Raw genomic sequence first — 19,767 nt, 5'->3', positions numbered from 1 at the left:
TTTACTGACGGAATCGGAAGAGGTCATCTGGCTTCTTCAGAAGTGTCATGTCCTGATGGATAGAATTATGTAAGAATACATGGAAAATTGACAATAAAAAATGGCATATGAAGATGATAGACCATAATCATTTCATATGCCATCTTATTTTGGGGACATTTACTGAATATCCCTATACAATACCTTGAGCCATCATGGCATTGGCCACTTTCATGAATCCGGCTACGTTGGCACCCTTCACATAGTTGATGTAACCGTCGGGTTCCGTACCGTATTTCACGCAGGCTTCGTGGATGTTCTTCATGATGCTTTTCAGCTTTTCGTCCACTTCTTCCTGAGTCCAGCTCAGCTTGATGGAGTTCTGTGTCATTTCCAGACCGGATACAGATACACCACCTGCATTGGCAGCCTTACCCGGAGCGTAGAGAATCTTGGCTTCTTGGAATACGCGGATAGCTTCCGGAGTAGAAGGCATGTTGGCTCCTTCGGATACGGCAAACACGCCATTCGCAATCAAAGCCTTCGCATCGTCGCCGTTGATTTCGTTCTGAGTGGCAGAAGGAAGAGCGATGTCGGCTTTTTCGTGCCAAGGACGAGCGCCTTCCACGTACTTGCAGCCGTATTTCTCTGCATATTCACGGATACGTCCGCGGTAGAGGTTCTTCAATTCCATGATGTAGTCCAACTTTTCACGGTCGATGCCGTCCGGGTCATAAATGTAACCGTCGGAGTCGGACATGGTGACTACTTTGGCGCCTAACTGAATCAGTTTTTCAACGGTGTACTGTGCTACGTTACCGGCACCGGATACCAGACAGGTCTTGCCCTTGATGTCGATGTTACGGGTTTTCAGCATTTCAAGCAGGAAGTAGATGTTACCATAACCGGTAGCTTCGGGACGGATGAGTGAACCGCCGAACTCACGGCCTTTACCGGTCAATACGCCACTAAACTCGCGGGTCAGTTTCTTATACATACCGAACATATAGCCTACTTCGCGGCCTCCTACACCGATATCGCCGGCCGGAACGTCGGTTTCAGGACCGATGTGACGCCACAATTCCAACATGAAGGCTTGGCAGAAACGCATCACTTCGGCGTTGGACTTGCCACGCGGAGAGAAATCGGAACCGCCTTTACCGCCACCCATCGGCAGAGTGGTCAGTGAGTTCTTGAAGGTCTGTTCAAAAGCCAGGAACTTCAGGATTCCTAAGTTGACGGAACTATGGAAACGGATACCGCCTTTATACGGGCCAATGGCGTTGTTATGTTGTACGCGGTAACCCATGTTGGTCTGGATGTTACCTTTGTCGTCCATCCAAGTGACACGGAACTGATATATGCGGTCGGGAATACAAAGACGTTCAATCAAATTGACTTTATCGAATTCAGGATGCTTGTTGTATTCCTCTTCGATGGTTCCTAACACTTCTTCTACTGCCTGATGATACTCAGGTTCATTGGGGAATCTTCTTTTCAGATCTTCCAGAACTTTTGCTGCATTCATAATTTAAAAGATTATCTGTCTTATTTATTGGTTTGATTAATCAGGTTAATCGTTTTGTTTGATGTGCCAAAAATATAGATAAAATTTCTTTCATGCAACAATAGATAAAGAAAAGTGAGAGGAAAGTGTCAAAAATATCTTTTTAGTAACTTATTTGTGTTTATTTGTTTCTGTTTTTAAGTGACTTGATAACGGGAATAAATACCAAGGCTCCCGAAATCAGTATCATGACAATGAGCGGTCCGTCTATTTTAGGGGTGGAAGTGAGGACCAGAAAGCAGAGGGCGGCCCAGCATAGAGTCAGTATGACACATTGGGTGTGGTTGAGTGGTTTTCTCATAGTGCAATAGGAAATAATACACGGAGGGACAGACGGGCAAGGGAATCTGTCTGTTTCCTTGCGGCTGTACCTCCGTGTGGGTTCAATGGATTATGAAACGCTTATTGCGCTTTTTTCTTTTTGTCGACGATGGCATCGATGCAGGCAATGGCGGTGATATTGACAATGTCGCGCACGGAGCTTTCGATGTCGGTGAAGTGAATCGGTTTGTTCAATCCCATCTGAATCGGGCCGATGACTTCTGTTTCGCTCATGCTTTGGATAAGCTGGTAGGTGGCATTGGCTGAACTCAGGTTCGGGAATACCAGGGTGTTCACTTCCTTGCCTTTCAGGCGGGTGAAAGGATATTTCTCGTCACGGAGTGCGTTGTTCAGGGCAAACTTCACTTGCATTTCACCGTCGATGGCCAGTTCGGGGTATTCCTGATGGAGCTGGCTCACAGCTTCGTGTACCTTGGCTGGACTACCTTCAGTGTCGGAACCAAAGTTGGAGTAGGACAGCATGGCCATCACGGGTTCTTGATTGAAGAAGCGTACCGCCTTGGCCGACAGCTTGGCAATGTCAATCAACGTGTCAGTATCCGGATGACGGTTGATCAGGGTGTCGGCTATGAAGTAGGTACCTTTCTTGGAATTCAGGATGTGCATGGTGCCGAAATGCTTGTATCCTGGCTGGATACCGATGACTTCCTTGGCTACCTTGATGGTGTTGGAGTATTTGGTATACAATCCTGTAACGAAGGCATCGGCTTCGCCGGTTTCTACCATCATCATGCCGAAGTAGTTGCGCTCGAACATTTTGTCGTTGGCTTCCTGGAAGTTGGCGCCTTCGCGGGCACGTTTCTCGCAGAGGATGCGGGCATAGCGTTCGCGGCGTTCGGCTTCACGGTCGTGGCGCAGGTTGACTATTTCGATGCCTTCCAGGCTCAGGTCGAGTTCCTTGGCCAGTTTGGCGATGCGTTCTTCATTACCCAACAGAATCGGATGGCAGATGCCTTCGGCTTTGGCCTCTACGGCGGCTTTTAGCATATTGGGGTGGATGCCTTCGGCGAAGACTACGCGCTGCGGGTTGCGACGGGCCGTTTCATACAACTGGCGGGTCAGCTTGTTTTCCTGTCCCATCAGTTCTTTCAGACGGTTCTTGTATTCGTCCCAGTCGGTAATCTGTTTGCGGGCTACACCAGACTCCATAGCAGCTTTGGCTACGGCCATGGAAACTTCGGTAATCAGACGCGGGTCGACCGGTTTCGGGATGAAGTATTCCGGGCCGAAGGTCAGGTTGTTTACATGGTAGGCTTCGTTGACCACATCGGGTACGGGCTTCTTGGCCAGGTTGGCAATGGCACGTACGGCTGCCAGTTTCATTTCTTCATTGATGGCAGTAGCACGGGTATCGAGGGCACCACGGAAAATATAGGGGAATCCGATGACGTTGTTAATTTGGTTCGGATAATCGGAACGGCCAGTTGACATCAATACGTCTGGGCGAGAAGCCATGGCGTCTTCGTAGGAGATTTCCGGAGTTGGGTTGGCCAGGGCAAAAACAATCGGGTGGGAGGCCATGCTGCGCACCATATCCTGTGTCAGGACGTTACCTCTGGACAGGCCGAGGAATACATCGGCACCCTTGATGGCTTCTGCCAAGGTGTGGATGTCGGTACGGTCGGTCGCGAAGAACTTTTTCTGTTCGTTCAGGTCGGTGCGTTGCTTGGAGATAACCCCCTTGCTGTCAATCATGACAATGTTTTCCAGACGGGCACCTAATGAGACATAGAGTTTCGTGCAGGAAACGGCGGACGCACCGGCCCCGTTAACCACAATCTTCACGTCTTCAATCTTCTTTCCGGCCACTTCCAGGGCATTTAGCAAACCGGCACTGGAGATGATGGCTGTGCCGTGCTGGTCGTCGTGCATCACCGGAATGTCCAGTTCTTCTTTCAGGCGTTGTTCTATTTTGAAGCACTCGGGTGCTTTGATGTCTTCTAAGTTGATACCTCCAAAAGTGGGGGCAATGGCTTTCACGGCTTCAATGAACTTGTCCGGGTCTTTTTCGTTTACTTCGATGTCGAACACATCGATGCCGGCATAGATTTTAAACAGCAGGCCTTTTCCTTCCATGACCGGTTTTCCACTCATGGCACCGATATCGCCCAGTCCTAATACGGCGGTACCGTTGGAAATGACGGCTACCAGGTTACCTTTGTCGGTGTAATCATAGGCCGTGTCGGGGTTTTTCTGAATTTCCAGACAGGGTTCTGCTACTCCGGGAGAGTAGGCCAGTGACAAATCCCTCTGTGTCTGATAGGGTTTTGTGGGGACTACTTCGATTTTCCCCGGCTTGCCTTGCGAATGGTATAGCAAGGCTGCTTCTTTAGTTATTTTTGTCATATTTTCTTCGTTTTTTGGGTATTTCAAAGAATAAAGTGTTGCGCAAATGTAGGAATAAAATAACAAATGGACTGTTTTTTTTAGAAAAAAACGAAAAAACGGATTTTGTTCATATTTTTTGTCGATGTTTATCGTCAATTGGTCGGATTAATTTGGCGATATGTAATGATATCTCTGTTTTATGGTTATTCTTAGTTAAAGCTCGTTTTTCAGGCTGCATTTTTTTGCTATATTTGCACCATTAAAAACTAAAAAAAGGCTTAAAGTTTTCATCGGAAAACTTTTATATTGAGAGAATGAGTGAAAAAATCAATTTTTAGTATGAATATAAGTATGAGCACAAAAAGAAACAGAAGTCTTTCTTCTAGCCGAGTGGCATTCTATGCATTGACTCTTTCGGTTCTGACTGCCTGCGGTGGTCAGGGGGGTATGAAAATGGGTGATGACGAATTTGCAGTAGAGGCAGTTTCAGCTACTTCCAGCAATCAGTCAACTCAATACCCGGCAACAATCAAAGGTTTGCAGGACATTGAAATCCGTCCTCAAGTATCAGGTTTTATTGTGAAATTGTGTGTGGATGAAGGTGCAACTGTTCGTAAAGGACAGGCCTTGTTTCAGATTGACCCGACGCAGTATAAGGCTGCATACGACCAGGCTAAGGCCAGCGTAGCTTCAGCCAAGGCAAACCTGGAAACAGTTACTTCTACGGAAGCCAACAAGAAGATGTTGCACGAGCAGAAGATTATCAGTGACTTTGAATATCAGACGGCGGTAAACAATCTGCTTTCTGCAAAAGCGAGTCTGGCGCAGGCAGAAGCTGCTTATGCTGCTGCTAAACAAAACTTGGGATTCTGTACGGTGACAAGCCCTTCGGATGGTGTGATTGGTACATTCCCGTATCGTGTGGGTGCGCTGGTAAGTCCGTCGGTAGCTGAACCGCTGACTACAGTGTCTCAGATTGGCGATATGTATGTGTACTTCTCCATGACTGAAAAACAGTTGCTGGAGTTGACACGTGCAGGGGGTACTTTGAAGGAACAATTGGAAAAGATGCCGGCAGTGAAATTGCAGCTGGCCGATGGAACCATGTACTCTGAAGAAGGTAAGATTGATGCCGTGAGTGGAGTCATCGACCAGACTACGGGTTCTGTAAGTATGCGTGCCATTTTCCCGAACAAGCAGAACGTGTTGCGTAGTGGTGGTATGGCCAATGTGGTATTCCCTTACACGATGAGCGACATCATCTTGATTCCGCAGACTGCTACACAGGAAATTCAGGACAAGAAGTTTGTGTATGTGTTGCAGGCCGACAGCACCATCAAACATACGGAAGTACAGATTTCTAATTTGAATGACGGTAAGAATTACATTGTGACGGGTGGTTTGAAGCCGGGTGACAAGATTGTCATCGAAGGTGTACAGACACTGACCGACGGACAGAAAATCAAACCGATTACTCCGGCTGAGAAGGAAGCAAAGTATAAGAAGGCTTTGCAGGATCAGAAGGATGGAAACATTCAGACAGCTTTCAATTAATAAATAATGTGCGTAAGGTGGAAGGAAATCCCCAAGCCGCACGAGTGTGTGGGTAACAAAGGATTTTCCGGAACTGTAACAAAAATAGTATTTAAAGAATGAAACTAGATAAATTTATTAACCGTCCGGTGCTATCAACGGTAATTTCTATCTTGATAGTCATCTTGGGTGTGATCGGTCTGGCTACGCTGCCAGTTACCCAGTATCCGGACATTGCGCCTCCTACCGTATCGGTAAGAGCCACTTATACGGGTGCGAATGCACAGACTGTATTGAACTCTGTGATTGCTCCGTTGGAAGACCAGATTAACGGTGTGGAAAACATGATGTACATCCAGTCAAGTGCATCCAACAACGGTTCAGCTGATATCAGTGTATATTTCAACCAAGGTACTGACCCGGATATGGCAGCGGTCAACGTACAGAACCGTGTTTCTATGGCACAAGGTCTGTTACCGGCCGAAGTAACCAAAGTCGGTGTGACTACACAGAAACGTCAGAACTCTATGTTGTTGATTTTCTCATTGTATGATGCAGAAGATAAGTATAACATCGAGTTTATTGAAAACTACGCCAAGATTAACTTGATTCCGGAAATTCAGCGTGTAAAAGGTGTGGGTGATGCCAACGTGATGGGTCAGGACTATTCTATGCGTATCTGGTTGAAGCCGGATATCATGGCTCAGTATAAACTGGTGCCGGCCGATATTTCCAATGCCTTGGCTGAACAGAACATCGAAGCGGCTCCGGGACAGTTTGGTGAACGTGGTAATCAGACTTATCAGTATACCATCCGTTATAAAGGACGTTTGCAGCAGACTGGTGAATTTGAAAACATCGTTATCAAGGCGCTGCCCGACGGCGAAGTGCTCCGTCTGGGAGATGTAGCCCGTATCGAGCTGGGTCGTTTGGCCTATACCTTTAATAATACGGTAAACGGTCATAAGGCTGTAACTTGTATCGTGTTCCAGATGGCGGGAACCAACGCTACGGAAACCATCAACAATTTGCTGGATGTAATCAGCAAGGCAGAAGAAAGCTTGCCTGCCGGTTTGAAGATTAATGTGGCACAGAATGCCAACGACTTCTTGTATGCGTCTATCCACGAAGTTATCAAGACTTTGATTGAGGCATTTATCCTTGTGTTCATTGTAGTATATGTCTTCTTGCAGGATATGCGTTCTACATTGATTCCGGCCATTGCCATTCCGGTGGCCTTGATTGCTACCTTCTTCGTCTTGAAGCTGATTGGATTTAGTGTGAACTTGCTGACACTTTCTGCGATGGTGCTGGCCATTGCGATTGTGGTCGATGATGCCATTGTGGTGGTGGAAGGTGTCCATGCAAAACTGGACCAAGGATATAAGTCTTCCCGTGAGGCTTCTATCGATGCCATGAGTGAACTGGGTGGTGCACTGGTTTCCATTACCTTGGTCATGATGTCCGTATTTATCCCGGTAAGTTTCATGGGTGGTACGGCCGGTACGTTCTACCGTCAGTTCGGTATTACCATGGCTATTTCTATCGCCTTCTCTGCATTGAACGCCTTGACTCTGTCACCGGCCTTGTGTGCCCTCTTCCTGAAACCGCATGACTCTGAACATAAGCCGAAGAAGATGAGCATGATTGACCGTTTCCATACCTCTTTCAATGCGGCTTACGATTCTTTGCTGAAGAGCTATAAGAAGCGTGTGGTATTCTTTATTCATAAGAAATGGCTGGCCATGGGATTGGTAGCTGCTTCTATTGTGCTGTTGATTTTCTTCATGAAGATTACTCCGACCGGTATGGTGCCGAATGAAGATACCGGTACGATTATGGGTGCCGTGACATTGCCTCCTGGTACTTCACAGGAACGTGCCATGGAAGTATTAAATAAGGTAGATAGTCTGGTGGCTGCAGAACCGGCTGTTCAGTCACGTACTATCATTTCCGGTTACAGCTTCATCGGTGGTCAGGGACCTTCTTACGGTTCTGTCATCATTAAGTTGAAAGACTGGGAAGAACGTTCACTGATGCAGAACTCGGATATCGTTTATGCGACCTTGTTCATGCGTGCGCAGAAAGTCATCAAGGATGCACAGGTATTGTTCTTTGCTCCTCCGATGATTCCGGGTTATTCAGTATCAAGTGATATCGAGTTGAACATGCAGGATAAGACCGGTGGTAGTTTGGATCACTTCTTCGAAGTGGTGAACAGTTATACCGCTGCTCTGGAAGCACGTCCGGAAATCAACTCTGCGAAGACTACCTTCAACCCGAGCTTCCCGCAGTATCAGCTGGATATTGATGCGGCAGCTTGTAAGAAAGCAGGTATTAGTCCGAGTGACATCCTTTCTACCATGCAGGGATACTTCGGTGGTTTGTATGCTTCTAACTTCAACCGTTTCGGTAAGATGTATCGTGTAATGATTCAGGCAGAACCGGATGCCACTAAGAACATGGAATCGCTGAATGGCGTGAAAGTACGTGGAAGCAACGGAGAAATGGCTCCTATCACGCAGTTCGTCAGCTTGAAGAAAGTATACGGTCCGGATATCATCAGCCGTTTCAACCTGTACACTTCTATGAAAGTGATGGTAGCTCCGGCATCAGGATATACTTCAGGTCAGGCTTTGCAGGCTATTGCAGAAGTGGCCAAGGAAAATCTGCCGACTGGATTTGGTTATGAATTAGGAGGTATGGCGCGTGAGGAAGCTTCTTCAAGTGGCAGTACGACGGGTATCATCTTTGTGCTCTGTTTCGTATTCGTATACTTGCTGTTGAGTGCCCAGTATGAAAGTTATATTCTTCCGTTGGCCGTATTGCTTTCCGTACCGTTCGGTTTGATGGGTAGCTTCTTGTTTGTCAACGGATTCGGTGCATTGGGTAGTATCCCGGCCTTGAAGATGATTGTAGGTTCTATGTCAAACGATATCTACATGCAGATTGCCTTGATTATGTTGATGGGTCTGTTGGCAAAGAACGCCATCTTGATTGTAGAGTTCGCCCTCGACCGTCGTAAGCAAGGTATGAGTATTTCGTGGGCTGCCGTGTTGGGTGCCGCCGCTCGTTTGCGACCTATCTTGATGACCTCTTTGGCCATGATTGTCGGCTTGCTTCCGTTGATGTTTGCCTTCGGTGTAGGTGCCCACGGTAACCGTACATTGGGTTCTTCCGCTATCGGTGGTATGTTGATCGGTATGATTTTGCAGATCTTCATCGTACCTGTATTGTTCGTCATCTTCCAGTGGCTGCAAGAAAAGGTTAAACCGATGGAATGGGATAGCCTCGATGAAAGCGAAGTAGAGTCTGAAATTGAACAGTATTCTCCTAATACGCATAAATAAGATTGATAATGAAAAAACAGATAATAGGAATGATGTGTCTGACTGCCATGATGAGCAGCTGCCACATTTATAAAGCTTACGACCGTCCGGAAACGATAGATGCCTCAGGCATCTATCGCGACCCGGCTTCGGCGACCGATACGTTGGCTTCGGACACAGCCAACATGGGAAATCTGCCTTGGAAGGAAGTGTTCTGTGATGCAAAATTGCAGGCCTTGATTGAAGAAGGACTGGCCAACAACGTAGATATGCAGGCCGCTGCACTCCGCGTAGAGGAAGCGAAAGTGATGTTGACGGCGGCGAAACTGTCTTACTTGCCTACCATTAACTTTACTCCTCAGGGGACACTGAGCAGCTTTGACAAGTCGAAACCGACGCAGACTTATCAGTTGCCGGTTTCTGCCAGCTGGGAAATTGATTTGTTTGGAAAGATTCTGAATGCAAAGCGTGGACAGAAAGTGGCTTACGAACAGAGCAAATATTCTGAACAGGCTGTTCGTTCACAAATCATCTGCGGTATTGCCAATACCTATTATTCTTTGCTGATGCTCGACCGCCAGGTAGAAATCACCACCGAAACAGCGGCCATCTACAAGGAAAACGTACGGGTAATGGAAGCCATGAAGATTGCCGGTATGACAACCGAGGCAGCTGTGGCTCAGATGCGTGCTGCCAGCCATCAGGTAGAAGCTTCTTTGCTCGACTTGAAACGTCAGGTACGTGAAACCGAGAATTCACTGGCTGTGTTGTTGGCTAAGGCTCCGCAGCCTATCGATCGTAGCACACTGGATGAGCAGGTAATGCCGGAAGAACTGACTGCCGGCGTGCCGATGCAGTTATTGGAAAACCGTCCGGATGTGAAGATGGCCGAAATGACCTTGGCTGCGGCATATTATACCACTAATTCGGCTCGTGCTGCTTTCTATCCGGGACTGAATATCACGGGTACTGCCGGATGGACCAACAGTGCAGGTATGGCTGTATTGAATCCGGGAAAACTGATTCTGAATGCAGTGGCTTCACTGGCTCAGCCTATCTTCAACAATGGTAAGCTGATTGCCAACTTGAAGGTTTCAAAAGCAGAAGAAAAGATTGCGCAGATGAATTACCAACAGACTATTTTGGAAGCCGGTAAGGAAGTGAGCGATGCGTTGTACCTGTACGACACGCAGAACAAGAAGCTGGTGGAAGACCGTGGACAGGTGGACCAGTTGGATAAGGCGGTGACCTACACCAAGGCCTTGTTCCAGAGTGGGGATGCCACTTACCTGGAAATCCTGACCGCACAGCAGAATCTGTTGAGCGCCCAGCTGAGCGAAGTTTCCGATAACTTCCAGCGTATGCAGGCTGTCATCAACCTGTACAGCGCACTGGGTGGTGGAAGAGAATAAGTAACCTTAAATATGAAGAAACATGATTAGTCCTTTAGCTTATGTGGATCCGTCGGCCAAACTTGGCAAAAATGTGACGGTACATCCATTTGCCTATATCGACAAGAACGTAGAGATAGGCGATGATAATGTGATTATGCCCTATGCCAGCCTGATGAGTGGTACGCGCATGGGAAACGGGAATACAGTTTATCAGGGAGCAGTCGTTGCGGCTGTTCCCCAAGATTTTGCCTATACGGGTGAAGATACGTTGGCCATCATCGGCGACCACAATGTGATTCGTGAGAATTCCGTGATTATCCGGGGTACTCATCCTTCACATGCCACAAAGGTGGGCAACAACAATTTTATTATGACGGGTGCTCGTCTGTCACACGATGTGGAAGTAGGAAACGGATGTATTATCGGTAACGGTTCACAGGTATCTGGTAACTGCATTATCTACGATTGTGCTATCCTGACTTCGAATGTACTGATGCAGGGAAATACGCGTTTGGGAAGCTATTCACTGGTACAGGGTGGATGTCGTTTCATTAAAGACATTCCTCCTTATATCGTGGCTGCTCACGAACCGATTGCGTTTTATAGCATCAATACGAAGGTGCTGGAATATACTGGTATTTCGGAAACGGTTATCAAGCACATTGCACAGGCCTACCGTATCCTGTATAAAGCCAATACATCGCAGCATGATGCATTGATTCGTATCCGGGAACAGATTCCACACGGACCTGAAATTGAGAATATTCTTCAGTTCGTGGAATCTTCACAATTAGGTATCATTCATTGATTAAAGTGATCAGATGGCAGGGCGGAGAAGAGAAGGCAACCGTGAGGAGCTGAAAATACGCATATTGGAAACTGCGGCCGAAGCGTTTAAGCGTTCGGGCATTAAAGCCGTTCACATGGACGACATCGCAGGTTCTTTGTCCATATCCAAGCGTACCCTCTATGAACTGTTCGGCGACAAGGAACAGTTGCTGCTGGAGGTCTTCGGCTTATATCGCCAGCGGATCAATGAAAATATGCAAGAGATTACTTCCAGGGCGGAAAACGTGCTGGAAGTAATCCTTAAATTCTATGAACGCAAAGTCAACGAATTATGTCTGGTAAATCCCTTGTTCTTTCGTGACTTACGCAAATATCCCAAGGTGTTGGACTTTATACACGAAGAACAACGGCAAAACGATGCCGATTCGGTGGAATATTTCCAAAAAGGGGTGGAACAGGGCATTTTTCGGGACGACATTAATTTCCAGATTATCAATCAGACCATGGCTATGCAGATGGATTTGCTGATTTATTCCGATATAACCCTGCATTATCCGCTGGCTGAGATTTACAGTGAGATTACCATTCTGCACATGAGGGGCATCACTACGGAAAAAGGCAACCGCATGGTGGATGAATTCTTGAAGAATATCCGGGGAAAGCGTCAAGGGTGACGAAATACGCCTCGGCATAGTCAAAATCAGAAAACTGCGTTTTCTATTTGCCTCTGCACTCGGCTTTCATTATCTTTGCAGTCGATTTTGGAGGAAAATTCATGAAGAATAGATTATTATATACTTTCCTGTTTACGGTTCTGGTCGTGGCAGGTCTGTTTGCACTGCATTATTTACCCTCTGTCTCTTTAGATGGAAAGCCTTTGCGAAGGGTAGACTTGCTTTCTGATGTCCGCGTGAAAAAGGAATTGGTGGAGCCGATGGATTCGGATTCCTTGATATTGCCTCCTCCAGCGAAGCCTGTCTTTGTGGATACCTGCAAGAGCGGCATGGTATGCATTGAGGAATATGTGGATTCTACGGGGCGCGGAATGAGTCATTTTTATGAGGCGTTGAGTCAGGTGAATGCCCTGAACCGGCCGGTGCGTATCGCTTATTTCGGAGATTCCTTTATCGAGGCAGATATTTTGACCGGCGATTTGCGTGAGATGTTGCAGAAGCGTTTTGGCGGATGCGGGGTGGGATATGTGCCGATTACGAATAAAATTGCGGGTTTCCGTCCTACGGTGCACCAATCGTTTGGAGGTTGGGGCAGTCATGCCATTACAGACTCTGTGCATTTTGACCGTTCCCGTCAGGATATTTCCAATCATTATTTTATTCCTTCGGTCGGAGCGTATGTTTTGCTGAAAGGTGAGAAGCGTTTCCTTTCGCATATCGATACGTGTGAGGTGTCAACCTGCTATTTCCTGGCTGCCGACTCTGTTACCTTGATGGCCTCAGTGAACGGAAGCAAGACGCATTCCTTCCCTGTGAAAGGAAATGGAGAATTGCAGGCCGTGTCTGTCGATGGCCGGATTGGTTCCGTACGTTGGACGGTGGAAAAGCTGGACTCAGCAGCCTTGTTCTATGCCGTGACAATGGATCCGCACCGGGGAGTGGTAGTGGATAATTTCAGTACCCGAGGAAGTAGCGGACAGCAGCTGGCACATATTCCGATGTCTATCCTGCGCCAATACAACCGATTGCGGCCTTATGATTTGATTGTGTTGCAATATGGGTTGAATGTGGCTTCACAGAATGTGTTGAACTATACATATTACAAGAACGCCATGAAGCCTATTGTGGAACGGCTGAAGGAGGCTTTCCCGGAGACTTCTATTCTGATTGTCAGTGTAGGCGACCGGGAATACAAGGATGAAAACGGTGAACTGCGTACCATGCCCGGCGTGAAAGGATTGATTCGGTACCAGCAGGCACTGGCCGCAGAAACGCACGTGGCCTTCTGGAACATGTTTGAAGCCATGGGAGGGGAAGGCAGCATGGTGAAGATGGTGGAAGGCAAACCGCAGATGGCCAATTATGATTATACACACATCAATTTCAGGGGAGGGAAGCATATGGCCCAACTTCTGTTTGAGACCTTGATGTATGGAAAAGAACAGTATGAGAAACGGAAGGCTTATGAGATGGAATAAACTGTGGGGCTGGATAATGTGGTGCGTGCTGTGCTTATGGGCTACGGGGGTGTCGGCACAGGATGTGTTGCCGGTGAAATCACGCCCTGACCGGCATTCCGGTCATGTGTCCGACAGCAAGGCCATGCAGCAGCTGCTGAAATTTATACAGGTGAGCAATCCGATGCCTGCCAGTTTCAGGGAAACGACGGACAACCGGATTGAAGACCCGACGGGAGAACTCCTTCCTTTCTGGCAGAAGCTTTCTGTGCTCGACCGTCCGTTGCGGATAGTTCATATCGGTGACTCGCACGTGCGCGGACATGTGTTTCCGTATGTCGTCCGACGGCAGTTAGAGGAGGATTTCGGGCGGGAAGCGGTACTTGACATGCAGGTGAGTTACCGTACGTCGGGTTTGGCCCAGGAAACGGGGGCACCGGGAATCGTCTACCACATATTGGGAGTGAACGGGGCAACTTATGGTTCGTTTGCTACGCCAGAGAACATACAGCAGATTATCGACTTGAATCCAGACTTGGTGATTCTTTCTTTTGGCACGAACGAGGCACATGCCCGTCGATATTCTTCCACTGAACATGTGGCGCACATGGATTATCTGTTGGGAGAGCTGAAGAAAGGGTGTCCGAATGCCGTGTATCTGTTGACCACTCCACCGGGAGCTTACGTACGCAACGGCCGGAGAGGGGCTCGGGTAATCAATCCCCGTACGAAACAGGTGGTGAAAACGGAACAGGATTATGCGGCTTCCCGGAAACTGGCTTTGTGGGATATTTACCATATTGTGGGCGGCGAACGGAGGGCATGTCTGAACTGGAGTGCCGGAAACTATTATCAACGAGACAAGATTCATTTCACGCAGGACGGATATATCCTGCAAGGATTATTATTGCACGAAGCGATTATCAAATCATACAACAATTATGTGGAAACTCAACTGGACGGAACTCGGAATTGACTGGGATAGATTGAAGGATGTGCTGACGTATGATTCTGCACAGCCGATGATTTTCAGCAGCGGACTGTTCCTCTTTCTCTTTTTAGGATTCAGCCTGATTTATCTGCTTTTGCAGAAGAAGACTACGGCACGATTGCTGTTTGTCACCTTGTTTTCATACTATTTCTATTACAAGAGCAGCGGATTCTATTTTTTTCTGCTGGGCATTGTCACGGTGTCCGACTTCCTGCTGGCCCGCAGGATGGAGGTCACGGTGTCGGCATGGAAACGGAAAATGTTAGTGGTGTGCAGTTTGTGTATCAACCTCGGACTGCTCTGCTATTTCAAATACACGAACTTCTTCTATGAGATGCTGGCTCCCTTGTGGAACGGACAGTTCCAGCCGCTCGATATCTTCCTGCCGGTGGGTATTTCTTTCTTTACCTTCCAGTCGCTGAGCTACACCATTGATGTGTATCGTCGGGATTTGAAACCGCTGTCGAACCTGTTGGATTATGCGTTTTATGTGTCGTTCTTTCCACAGCTGGTGGCTGGACCGATTGTGCGCGCCCGCGATTTCATTCCGCAAATCCGGCAGCCGCTGTTCGTTTCATCGGAGATGTTCGGGCAGGGGATTTTCTTTATCGTGAGCGGTCTGTTCAAGAAAGCGGTTATTTCGGACTACATCAGTGTGAACTTCGTGGAACGTATATTTGATAATCCGGGATTGTATTCGGGACTGGAAAACCTGTTTGGTGTATACGGATATGCGTTGCAGATTTATTGCGATTTTTCGGGCTACAGCGACATGGCTATCGGTATTGCCCTGCTGTTAGGTTTCCGTTTCCCGCTCAACTTCAATTCGCCTTATAAGTCGGACAGTGTGACCGACTTCTGGCATCGCTGGCATATTTCCTTGTCTACCTGGCTGCGCGATTACCTGTACATTTCGTTGGGTGGCAACCGGAAAGGGAAAATCCGTACGTACATCAACCTGATATTGACCATGCTGTTAGGTGGTCTCTGGCACGGTGCTTCCTGGAATTTTGTGGTGTGGGGCGGACTGCACGGGGTGGCACTGGCCTTGCATAAGTTTTTCCGCAGTTTGTTGGGGCGTCCCAAGCAATATCGCAGCCGAGGTATCCGGAAATTCTTTGCGGTGATAATAACCTTCCATTTTGTGTGCTTCTGCTGGATTTTCTTCCGTAATGCCACGTTCGAGGCTTCTGTCACCATGATCCGGCAGATATTTACGGCTTTCCATCCGGAGTTGCTGGAACAGCTGCTGACGGGCTACTGGAAGGTCTTTGCCTTGATGGGAGTCGGTTTTCTGCTGCATTTCTGTCCCGACAACTGGCAGAATGCTTGCAGCCGGGGCATGGTACGCTTGCCGCTGGTGGCACAGGCTTTGGTAATGATTGCACTGATTTACCTGGTGATTCAGGTGAAAAGCAGCGATATTCAGCCGTTTATCTATTTCCAGTTCTAAGAAATTGCTGTCGCAGGCGTGAGAAAGAGGCAACTATTTTGGCAGAAGGCTACCATTTTTTCCTGAAAAAATTAGGAGAAAAGGGGGAATAATTGTATTTTTGTCACGCTTTCGAAAAATCCTTTTTGCCAAAGGAAGCTGGAAAGTGGGTTTATTGGTATTTGCGCCCGTAGTTCAATGGATAGAATAAAGGATTCCGGTTCCTTCGATTGGGGTTCGACTCCCCACGGGCGTACATAGTAGCTTATTAGACTGAAAATGAACGGTTTAATAAGCTTTTTTGTTTATAAGTACAGACCCTTTCGGAACCTGTGTATACCACGGTTGGAAAACGCACTTGTGTTTAAGTTCAAACGCACTTGCGTTTCACATAAAACGTCCTTGCGTTTGAGACAAAACGCACTTGCGTTTCAGTTAAAACGCTTAGGCGTTTGGATTGAAACGTCGAAGCGTTTTCCGGCAGTTGCAAAGTGGGGGGACGGAAGGTGAAAAAAATCACTCTTTAAAGTTGACTGAAAGATGAAAAACTACATGTTTGAAATTTGTGCGAACTCCGCAGAGAGTTGCGTGGCAGCCCAGCAGGGAGGGGCTCATCGGGTAGAATTGTGTGCCGGCATGCCGGAGGGGGGAACCACTCCGTCTATCGGGGAAATTATGGTAGCCCGGAAATTGATTGACATCCGTCTGCATGTCATTATCCGTCCGCGTGGAGGCGATTTTCTGTATACCTCTTCAGAACTGGATATTATGGAAGAAGACATCCGTGCAGCTCGTCAGGCTGGGGCCGATGGGGTGGTGTTCGGGTGCCTCACGCCGGAAGGAGAACTTGACAAGCCGGCCATGCAGCGCCTGATGAAGGCTGCCAAGGGACTTTCGGTTACTTTTCACCGGGCTTTTGATTATGTGAAGTCGCCGGACAAAGCATTGGAGGAACTGATTGAGATGGGAGTGAACCGTGTGCTGACTTCCGGTCAGATGCCTACAGCCATGGAAGGAGCACCCCTGCTGGCAGAACTGGTGAAGCAGGCAGGCGACCGTATCATCATCATGCCGGGATGTGGGGTGAATGAACACAACATTGCCGAACTGGCCCGGGTGACGGATGCCCGTGAATTCCATTTCTCTGCGCGCGAAGTAAAAGAAAGCCGGATGCTTCTTCGCAATCCGGCTTTGTCGATGGGAGGTACGGATATGGATGAATATGCTCATCCGGTCACGACTCCCGAAAAGGTACGTCGCACCATCGAGGCGCTTACAGTCCGTGGATAACATGGAGCAGTTGCTCGCCCATGCCGATGGTGTATCCGTGTGACTCAAAGACTACACGGTTGAACGTGTCGCCTAAGATAATCACCGGCAGGGTGGGTTTGCTGCCCAGTTTCATGTTTTCAGCAATCATCTTCAGGATGCTGCCGTCCTTGTCGATACCGAATACTACGTTCGACGGCAGGTTGGGGAACTCCTTGCGGTCAAACCGCTTGTAGGCAGCTTCGTCGGTGAAGAGCAGCACGAGAGTGCGTCCCCATTTTTCAAATTCCGCTTTCTTGATTTCGATGTCTTTCAAGGCATGGTTGGTGGGTTCCTGTCCTACGCCCAATACGCCTACAATGTAATAGCCACGTCCTGTAGTGTTGAGGATGGAGGTCTGTTCGCCATTGTCCGGGAGAGTGTAGAGTGCTTCAGAATTGAAGTTGCCGATGACACGTACTTCCTCCGTATTGTCCCGCATGCAGAGCGGAGTCACGGTGGTCTTTCCTTCTTCCACGTTGAAGAAAGAAACCTGACTCAACACACTTCCGTTGGCCATACGACTGCCGGTTACCAGCATGTAATAACCCGTTGACATCTGGCTTCCGTTTTTCAGCAGAGAAGCCCAGCTGGCATTTTCCGGATGATTTTGCAGTTGGAAAGTGCCGTTGTCGTACTTCGACAAGGTGAAGTGGGTATAATATTTCGGGTTATCCAGTCGCGGAATCGGCTGGTAAGTTGCTTTCAGTATACCTTCCGACAGATTGCCTCCTTCCGATTTCTCAAAGTCCACCAGTACCGGATTGCCGTTGAGGCGGTAGCAGATATTGCCGTTCACTTCGTCTTTCCAGGCCGGGATGCCTAAACTGCGGGCAGCGGCCACAAAGAAAATGTCTCTCGACTGGGAGTCGGTTACCCGGCTGCGCCATACGCCTTCCGGAGAAGTCGTTGTAAACAAGGTACTCAAATCGTTGCGGATAAGCAGGCTGTCCTTACACCATTTTACCAGCATCTGAGGGTCGGCCTTGATTTGGGCAGCCAGTTCGGCTGGGAAGGCTTTCTGCAGGTAGCTCCGGTAAGGGGTCAGCATTTCGCTGGCGATACGCGGGGCCAGTACTTCCTTCACATCGGCTGCGGCATCGGTCGCATAAAGATGGTCTTCCAAGATAGCGCAAGGGGTGTCGCGCAAGTCTTTTTCGGCCAAGGTTCCTAACAACTCCAGTGCCCGTGTGCCCTGTCCTTTTTCTGCGGCATGTGAAAGGAATTGCATGATGTCGGCATAATTACCTCTGGATTTCACGATAAAATCACTGGTCTGTGCTTCATTCAGCTTCAGTCCTTGGGCAAATGCTTTGGCTTTTTCTTCCGTCGGGAAAGTGGCTACGTAGGCATTGCGGATGGAGTCTTCCTGGGCCATACGCAGGGTGTTTTCCTTGCGCTGGGCTTCGGTTACTTCCGGTAAATTAGCCTTTTCGGCAGGGGGAACGATGTGCAGGGTGTCGGTAAACACGTCGCCCGGACGATGGGTGAGGGCAAGGGTTACTTCTTTGTCCTTGCCGAAAGATACCTTTTTCAGACCGAAACGCTGGTTGGCAGAAGCGTAGACCAGCATGTCGCCCAGTCCGGCAGAAAGAGAAGCTTTACCGGAAGCGTCAGTGGTCTTATTAGCTACGGTATAGAACTCTGCATAGTTGTAAAGCTTGAACTCCACATGAGCTCCTTCCACCGCTTTACCCAAGGAGTCGACTACGGTGACGGTGACCGGTGCACTCTGTGCGTAATTGTCGATAATGTTGATTTCAGTGTAGTTGGCAGTGGTTTTCATTACGTCTTCCGGTCCATCGTAGGCTCCGAATACCTTGGTGTGCATCAGCATGCCTCGGCTTGCCGGTGCATTGAACCAGCCTAAGTTCAGCACAGGTTCCGGTTCGCAGGCACCCAGGAAGTACCATTTGCCATCCACCCAGGCTTCTACCCAGGCATGGTTGTCGTCCGTGTGTGCCCAGCGTGGGGTATAGACCTGACGGGCCGGAATACCTACTGCACGCAAGGCGGCTACCAGGAAGGTGGATTCCTCTCCACAACGTCCGTAAGCGGTCTTGACGGTAGCCAACGGCGCGCTGGTACGGCTGTCGGTCGGGGTATAGATTACTTTCTCATGGCACCAGTGGTTTACTTCCAGCACCGCGTCGTACATGGACAGTTTTTCAACGCGAGGCATCAGTTCCTTGCGGAACACTTCACGCGCATTGTCCAGGTTTTCGTTGTTGACCCGTATGGGAAGTACAAAATGACGGAAAATCAAGTCCGGGATTTGTGAACCCCAGGACGTTTGTTTGCGGTTCTGCAAAGACAGACGTACATTTTTCAGGTAGAAATCGCCGGAGTAGTCGGCAATGTCGCCCGGTGTCATGTAAGCATACAGGAACATCATGGCTTCCCGCTCTTCTTGCGTCATTTCCTCATTGAAAACTGCAAAGAGATTGCCCCGGTTGAGCACTTCTTTTTTCTGGTTGAAGTCGGTCTTTACCTTCTGACGATAGTCAGTTTCCTTCAGAAAATGGTCGGAAGAGGTACAGGCCGGGAAGAGGCAGCTGAGCCAGAAACCTAAAATAGGGATAACTAATTTTTTCATGTAGATAAAAAATATGAGTGACAAGTAAAAAAGAAAAGACACGGAAAC

The 19,767-nt window shown here is 48.3% G+C and carries 13 protein-coding genes and 1 tRNA gene; 10 read left to right on the top strand and 4 right to left on the bottom strand.

Translation table 11 applies throughout. The features are described 5' to 3' along the window. Window positions 1-172: 172 nt before the first annotated feature. The 3 genes from RDP42_RS09190 to RDP42_RS09180 all read right to left on the bottom strand — a co-directional run bounded on the left by RDP42_RS09190 (window position 173) and on the right by RDP42_RS09180 (window position 4,234). Window positions 173-1,507 (bottom strand): NADP-specific glutamate dehydrogenase, encoded by a 1,335-nt coding sequence (locus tag RDP42_RS09190; protein ID WP_308763435.1) that lies wholly within the window; start codon window positions 1,505-1,507, stop codon window positions 173-175. A 160-nt stretch (window positions 1,508-1,667) separates the two neighbouring features. Then, window positions 1,668-1,847, bottom strand: a complete 180-nt coding sequence (locus RDP42_RS09185) for a hypothetical protein (protein ID WP_072543263.1) — start codon at window positions 1,845-1,847, stop codon at window positions 1,668-1,670. 101 nt (window positions 1,848-1,948) lie between these two features. Next, window positions 1,949-4,234 (bottom strand): NADP-dependent malic enzyme, encoded by a 2,286-nt coding sequence (locus RDP42_RS09180; protein WP_303912555.1) that lies wholly within the window; start codon window positions 4,232-4,234, stop codon window positions 1,949-1,951. A 429-nt stretch (window positions 4,235-4,663) separates the two neighbouring features. Here RDP42_RS09180 and RDP42_RS09175 point away from each other — a divergent pair, with 429 nt between their 5' ends. From RDP42_RS09175 to RDP42_RS09130, 10 genes are all read left to right on the top strand, one after another. Beyond that, window positions 4,664-5,770 carry an efflux RND transporter periplasmic adaptor subunit gene (locus RDP42_RS09175; RefSeq protein ID WP_374046969.1) on the top strand — a complete coding sequence of 369 codons (1,107 nt, stop codon included), beginning with the start codon at window positions 4,664-4,666 and terminating at the stop codon, window positions 5,768-5,770. A 98-nt stretch (window positions 5,771-5,868) separates the two neighbouring features. Next, window positions 5,869-9,099 (top strand): efflux RND transporter permease subunit, encoded by a 3,231-nt coding sequence (locus tag RDP42_RS09170; protein WP_303912559.1) that lies wholly within the window; start codon window positions 5,869-5,871, stop codon window positions 9,097-9,099. A gap of 8 nt (window positions 9,100-9,107) precedes the next feature. Then, entirely contained in the window at window positions 9,108-10,490 is a 1,383-nt protein-coding gene (locus RDP42_RS09165; protein WP_308763433.1) for a TolC family protein, read from the top strand. Between the two features lie 22 nt (window positions 10,491-10,512). Next, window positions 10,513-11,280, top strand: coding sequence for an acyl-ACP--UDP-N-acetylglucosamine O-acyltransferase (gene lpxA / locus RDP42_RS09160; protein ID WP_308763432.1), 768 nt, complete (start codon window positions 10,513-10,515; stop codon window positions 11,278-11,280). A 13-nt stretch (window positions 11,281-11,293) separates the two neighbouring features. Continuing rightward, the gene (locus tag RDP42_RS09155) at window positions 11,294-11,935 is read left to right on the top strand and encodes a TetR/AcrR family transcriptional regulator (RefSeq protein ID WP_308763431.1); all 642 of its coding nucleotides are present in this window, start codon (window positions 11,294-11,296) and stop codon (window positions 11,933-11,935) included. Window positions 11,936-12,036: 101 nt separating this feature from the next. Continuing rightward, on the top strand, window positions 12,037-13,413 hold the full coding sequence (locus RDP42_RS09150; protein WP_308763430.1) for an SGNH/GDSL hydrolase family protein: 1,377 nt from the start codon (window positions 12,037-12,039) through the stop codon (window positions 13,411-13,413). Beyond that, window positions 13,400-14,368 carry a GDSL-type esterase/lipase family protein gene (locus RDP42_RS09145; RefSeq protein WP_308763429.1) on the top strand — a complete coding sequence of 323 codons (969 nt, stop codon included), beginning with the start codon at window positions 13,400-13,402 and terminating at the stop codon, window positions 14,366-14,368. Before RDP42_RS09150 ends, RDP42_RS09145 begins: the two co-directional genes overlap by 14 nt. Beyond that, entirely contained in the window at window positions 14,334-15,836 is a 1,503-nt protein-coding gene (locus RDP42_RS09140) for an MBOAT family protein (RefSeq protein ID WP_308763428.1), read from the top strand. The genes RDP42_RS09145 and RDP42_RS09140 overlap by 35 nt, the downstream gene beginning before the upstream one ends. Before the next feature lie 163 nt (window positions 15,837-15,999). Then, window positions 16,000-16,071, top strand: a tRNA-Arg gene (locus RDP42_RS09135). A gap of 284 nt (window positions 16,072-16,355) precedes the next feature. Next, on the top strand, window positions 16,356-17,105 hold the full coding sequence (locus tag RDP42_RS09130) for a copper homeostasis protein CutC (protein ID WP_308763427.1): 750 nt from the start codon (window positions 16,356-16,358) through the stop codon (window positions 17,103-17,105). Here the strand turns inward: RDP42_RS09130 and RDP42_RS09125 are convergent. After that, a complete protein-coding gene (locus RDP42_RS09125; protein ID WP_308763426.1) occupies window positions 17,089-19,719 on the bottom strand; it encodes a transglutaminase domain-containing protein in 2,631 nt (876 codons plus the stop codon). The genes RDP42_RS09130 and RDP42_RS09125 overlap by 17 nt on opposite strands. Window positions 19,720-19,767 lie beyond the last annotated feature (48 nt).

Source organism: uncultured Bacteroides sp., from assembly GCF_902472605.1.
Lineage (GTDB): Bacteria > Bacteroidota > Bacteroidia > Bacteroidales > Bacteroidaceae > Phocaeicola.
This window is presented reverse-complemented; position numbering and strand designations above follow the sequence as displayed.